The sequence below is a fragment of the Deltaproteobacteria bacterium genome, from assembly GCA_026129095.1.
Lineage (GTDB): Bacteria > JAGRBM01 > JAGRBM01 > JAGRBM01 > JAHCIT01 > JAHCIT01.
This window is the reverse complement of sequence record JAHCIT010000002.1, coordinates 554,774-560,773: the sequence shown is the minus strand read 5'-3', so window position 1 is coordinate 560,773 and position 6,000 is coordinate 554,774. Positions and strand designations below refer to the sequence as shown.

Annotated in this window: 2 tRNA genes and 3 rRNA genes; all 5 read right to left on the bottom strand. The window is 55.3% G+C overall.

Annotation, left to right across the window (positions count from 1 at the left end):
- Positions 1 to 67: 67 nt before the first annotated feature.
- A 5S ribosomal RNA gene (gene rrf, locus KIT79_04950) occupies positions 68 to 184 on the bottom strand.
- Between the two features lie 318 nt (positions 185 to 502).
- Positions 503 to 3,485, bottom strand: a 23S ribosomal RNA gene (locus KIT79_04945).
- Between the two features lie 397 nt (positions 3,486 to 3,882).
- A tRNA-Ala gene (locus KIT79_04940) sits at positions 3,883 to 3,958 on the bottom strand.
- A 17-nt stretch (positions 3,959 to 3,975) separates the two neighbouring features.
- Positions 3,976 to 4,052: transfer RNA gene (locus KIT79_04935), tRNA-Ile, on the bottom strand.
- Between the two features lie 371 nt (positions 4,053 to 4,423).
- A 16S ribosomal RNA gene (locus KIT79_04930) occupies positions 4,424 to 5,964 on the bottom strand.
- The 16S, 23S and 5S rRNA genes sit together here with 2 tRNA genes alongside, the layout of an rRNA operon.
- Positions 5,965 to 6,000: the final 36 nt, after the last annotated feature.

The following is a 6,000-nucleotide window of genomic DNA, read 5'->3' as shown; positions in this document are numbered from 1 at the left end:
CCAGGACCAAGGGAGGAAAAGGGAAAGGCCCCGCAACCGTTTTTGGTTGCGGGGCCTTTCGAATTGTATCCGGCGACGTCCTACTCTCCCACGAAAACAACATCGTAGTACCATCGGCGCTGGAGGGCTTAACTGCCGTGTTCGGAATGGGAACGGGTGGGACACCTCCGCCATTGTCACCGGAAATCACAAAACTTTGGCAGGCGAAATCGGGAGCGATGCAAACTGTGGAACGCTTTCTGATCGATCATTTTATGCCACATCATTCACTGTGACGCTGCGTGCCACCCACGTGACGCCTTGCGGATACACTTGCCGGCCTTTTTGAGGCCCGGCAGCGCGGTTCCATCAAGCACTCTCCGCGGGAGATCTCATAACTATCCCGGCTCCCGTTTCTTCTTGTCTTCACGTCTGACGGAACCTCCCGAAGCCGCACAGGATTTCCTGTTCGTTCTCGAGAGGTTCCGCCTGGCCGTAAAGGACCAGACGGAACCGGAATTTTATGGTTAAGCCGCACGACCAATTAGTACGAGTACGCTGAGTGCATTGCTGCACTTACACGGCTCGCCTATCAACGTTGTAGTCTCCAACGGGTCTTTAGGGGCCTTGCGGCCCGCGATACCTTATCTTGAGGTTAGTTTCCCGCTTAGATGCTTTCAGCGGTTATCTATTCCCGACATAGCTACCCAGCCTGCCACTGGCGTGACAACTGGAACACCAGAGGTCAGTCCATCCCGGTCCTCTCGTACTAGGGACAGATCCTCTCAAGTATCGTACGCCCACAGAAGATAAGGACCAAACTGTCTCACGACGTTTTGAACCCAGCTCGCGTGCCGCTTTAATTGGCGAACAGCCAAACCCTTGGGACCTGCTCCAGCCCCAGGATGCGACGAGCCGACATCGAGGTGCCAAACATCCCCGTCGATGTGGACTCTTGGGGGACATTAGCCTGTTATCCCCGGCGTACCTTTTATCCGATGAGCGATGGCCCTTCCATACGGGACCACCGGATCACTAAGGCCTACTTTCGTATCTGCTTGGCTTGTCAGCCTTGCAGTCAAGCTCCCTTATGCCTTTGCACTCAACGCCCGATTTCCAAGCGGGCTGAGGGAACCTTTGCGCGCCTCCGTTACTCTTTAGGAGGCGACTGCCCCAGTCAAACTACCCGCCATTCACTGTCCTCGAACCGGATCACGGATCAGGTTAGAATCCCAGTAATGTCAGGGTGGTATTTCAACGTTGACTCCATCACCGCTGGCGCGGCAACTTCAAAGTCTCCCACCTATCCTACACAAACAGCACTGAGACTCAATGAAAAGCTATAGTAAAGGTGCACAGGGTCTTTCTGTCTTTCTGCGGGAAGACGGCATTTGCACCGCCATTACAAATTCGCTGAGTTTGCTGTGGAGACAGTGCGGAAGTCGTTACGCCATTCGTGCAGGTCGGAACTTACCCGACAAGGAATTTCGCTACCTTAGGACCGTTATAGTTACGGCCGCCGTTTACTGGGGCTTCGGTTCACAGCTTCGCCTTGCGGCTAACCGATTCCCTTAACCTACCAGCACCGGGCAGGCGTCAGACCACATACATCCACTCGCGTGTTTGCGTAGTCCTGTGTTTTTGGTAAACAGTCGCTACCGCCATTTCTCTGCAACCCCTTTTAGCTCACGGAGCGAGTCCGCTTACTTACTGAGGGCACACCTTCTTCCGAAGTTACGGTGTCAATTTGCCGAGTTCCTTCACAGCAGTTCTCTCAAGCCCCTTAGGCTATTCGCCTCGTCCACCTGGGTCGGTTTCGGGTACGGACATCGAACGGACTCACTAGCAGCTTTTCTTGGAAGTCGAGGGTATTGTGACTTCGCAGCCTTTACGGCCACTCGTACTCGGCTCTCGGAGATAACTGCCCCCGGTACTTCACTCGGAGACACCCCTACAACCTTGAACCGGAATCCATAACCGGCTCACATTCCTTACTCCGTCCCTGCATCGTTGATAACGTCCGTCCGCTGGCGCAGGAATATTAGCCTGCTTACCATCGGATACGCGTCTCAGCCTCTCCTTAGGCTCCGGCTGACCCTGAGCGGATTACCCTTGCTCAGGAACCCTTGGACTTACGGGGAGCGGGTTTTTCACCCGCTTTAACGCTACTCATGCCTGCATACGCTTTTGAGACAGCTCCACGTGTGCTCGCGCTCACGCTTCGACGCCGGCTCAATGCTCCTCTACCACTTGCGGAATCCGCAGACTCCGCAAATCCGAAGCTTCGGTACGATGCTTGAGCCCCGTTACATTTTCGGCGCAGGATTCGCTCGACCAGTGAGCTATTACGCTTTCTTTAAAGGATTGCTGCTTCTAAGCAAACCTCCTGGCTGTCAATGCGCCTCCACATCCTTTCCCACTTAGCATCGATTTTGGGACCTTAGCTGTCGGTCTGGGCTCTTTCCCTTTCGTCCCTGTAGCTTAGCCCACAGGGACTGTCTCCCGAGGTCAGACTTGCCGGCATTCGGAGTTTGGTTGGGTTTGGTAACCTGGTGGGGCCCCTAGCCCATTCAGTGCTCTACCTCCGGCAGTCAACCCTCGAGGCCGTACCTCAATACGTTTCGAGGAGAACCAGCTATCACGTAATTCGATTAGCTTTTCACTCCTACGCACAACTCATCCCAAGGATTTTCGACTCCAAAGGGTTCGGTCCTCCACGCCGGGTTAGCGACGCTTCAACCTGGTCATACGTAGATCATCACGCTTCGGGTCTACTCCCAGCGACTATCGCCCTATTCAGACTCGCTTTCGCTCCGGCTCCGCCTGTTAACGGCTTAACCTTGCCACTGAGACGTAACTCGCAGGCCCATTATGCAAAAGGTACGCGGTCACTCGTGACAGAACCGAAGTCCTGCCAACTGAGCTCCCACTGATTGTAAGCACACGGTTTCAGGTTCTTTTTCACTCCCCTCGTCGGGGTTCTTTTCACCTTTCCCTCACGGTACTAGTGCACTATCGGTCGCTGATTAGTATTTAGCCTTGGAGGATGGGCCCCCCAGATTCAGACAGGCTTGCACGTGGCCCGCCCTACTCAGGAATCCGCCAGCGCAGCTTGGTTTTCGGTTACGGGGCTATCACCCTCTTTGGCTCAACTTTCCAGAAGTCTTCACCTAACCTCGCTGCTACATATAGCGGTCCTACAACCCCGGACCCAACGGATTGGTTCCGGTTTAGGCTATTCCCGTTTCGCTCGCCGCTACTAAGGGAATCTCTGTTTGATTTCTCTTCCTGCAGGTACTGAGATGTTTCACTTCCCTGCGTTCGCTTCCCGGCCCTATGAATTCAGACCGGGATGACCAGACCTTTCGGGCCGGCCGGGTTGTCCCATTCGGAAATCCCCGGATCGAAGCCTGCTAGACGGCTCCCCGAGGCTTATCGCAGTCAGCCGCGTCCTTCATCGCCTATCAGCGCCAAGGCATCCACCATGTGCTCTTGGTAGCTTAACCATAAACTTGAGATCTCTCGTGGAGAACACTCAAGGAACCTGTGTTTCCGCTCGCGCGCCCGGCTCGCTGCCTGCTTCAGCCTATCGTCTCCGTTACCGGATACTCCTGGCTGAAAACCGGCCCGAACCGTCATGGTGACCCGCTCGCGATCACAGTTATTGTAATGGACACAAAAAAATCGTCTTCTGATTACGTTACTATATTTGCATTGCTCTCGATATTCACCTGTCAAAGACCGTAGGCCCCCGACCAGAACCGTTCTACCGGTTCCCGTCTGGAGCCGCCCGTTCGAACTTCCAGTATCTCTGGAGGCTCGAACCGGCGGCTCATGTGCTGCCTGTTCATACTGGTTTCCCCATACAAGTTTCGATCAGCCAAGTTACTGCCCGCCTGAATCTGGTGGAGCAGATCGGGATCGAACCGACGGCCTCCGGCTTGCAAAGCCGGCGCTCTCCCAACTGAGCTACTGCCCCGTATTAAGCCGGGAGAATGGTGGGCCCAGGTGGAGTTGAACCACCGACCTTCCGCTTATCAAGCGGACGCTCTAACCAACTGAGCTATGGGCCCGTTTCAAGGTCAGATAGAGGACTTGCTGGCTGGTCGGTGCTTCACTTGCGCGGCCAGGTTTCGCCTGCCGTGTCCCTGGGAGGTTCGCGGTCAGCGTCTGCGCCATCCGCGCTGCATGGGGAATTCGGTCTTTCTGATTCTCAAGGATCGGCGTGAAGGCTGGTCGCCTGCTTCGCCGGATCTTTAATAACCAGATAGTACTGCTTTTCGTGTCTGCTTTTCGAGGGAGTGTGTGCGTGGCTTCCGGCGAACCGGAAGTCCGCTTTTACAATAAGTCTTTCGTCAGGATGTCAGATACGCGGCACCTGTTTGCCTGGCGGGCCGAAACCCAATGCCTGGCGGGTGCTGCTGTTCTGATAAGCTTCCTTTAGAAAGGAGGTGATCCAGCCGCAGGTTCCCCTACGGCTACCTTGTTACGACTTCACCCCAATCACCGGCCATACCGTGGGCGCCTGCCTCCTTGCGGTTGGCTTGGGCGACTTCAGGTACAACAGGCTTTCGTGGTGTGACGGGCGGTGTGTACAAGGCCCGGGAACGTATTCACCGCGGCGTGCTGATCCGCGATTACTAGCGATTCCACCTTCATGGAGTCGAGTTGCAGACTCCAATCCGAACTGAGGCATCTTTTTTGCGGTTAGCTTCCCCTCGCGGGTTTGCATCACTCTGTAGATGCCATTGTAGCACGTGTGTAGCCCTGGACATAAGGGCCATGAGGACTTGACGTCATCCCCACCTTCCTCCGGATTGACTCCGGCAGTCCCGCTAGAGTGCTCAACTAAATGGTAGCAACTAACGGCAAGGGTTGCGCTCGTTGAGGGACTTAACCCGACATCTCACGACACGAGCTGACGACAGCCATGCAGCACCTGTGTCCTCCGTCCCTTGCGGGTCTGCGACATCTCTGCCGCATTCGGAGGCATGTCAAGCCCAGGTAAGGTTCTGCGCGTTGCGTCGAATTAAACCACATGCTCCACTGCTTGTGCGGGCCCCCGTCAATTCCTTTGAGTTTTAACCTTGCGGCCGTACTTCCCAGGCGGGATGCTTACCGCGTTAGCTGCGTCACTGCGAGGGTAAAAACCCGCAACGACTAGCATCCATCGTTTACGGTATGGACTACCAGGGTATCTAATCCTGTTTGCTCCCCATACCTTCGCGTCTTAGCGTCAGTGACCGTCCAGGTGACCGCCTTCGCCTCTGGTATTCCTCCTGATATCAACGTATTTCACCACTACACCAGGAATTCTATCACCCTCTCCGGCACTCGAGCATGGCAGTTTCCAATGACCCTCCCCGGTTGAGCCGAGGAATTTCACACCAGACTTGCCACGCCGCCTACACGCGCTTTACGCCCAATGATTTCGAACAACGCTCGCACCCTCTGTATTACCGCGGCTGCTGGCACAGAGTTAGCCGGTGCTTCCTCTGCAGGTACTTTCAAGCCTGCGACGTGTTAGGTCGCAGACCTTACTCCCTGCTGACAGGGCTTTACGACCCGAAGGCCTTCATCGCCCACGCGGCGTCGCTGCGTCAGACTTTCGTCCATTGCGCAAGATTCCCCACTGCTGCCACCCGTAGGTGTCTGGACCGTGTTTCAGTTCCAGTGTGGCTGATCATCCTCTCAGACCAGCTAAGCATCGTCGCCTTGGTGAGCCGTTACCTCACCAACTAGCTAATGCTACGCAGGTTCATCTTCCGGTGCGAGCTTGCGCCCGCTTTAACCACTGATCCGCAGATCTGTGGTCTTATCCCGTATTAGCCCGCCTTTCGGCGGGTTATTCGGAGCCAGAAGGTAGATTACCCACGTGTTACTCACCCGTACGCCACTTTACTCCCTTGCGGTTTCTCGTTCGACTTGCATGTGTTAAGCGCGCCGCCAGCGTTCGTTCTGAGCCAGGATCAAACTCTCCAATTGAACTTGGTAAGTTTGCGGCTCATGTCCTTCATGCTT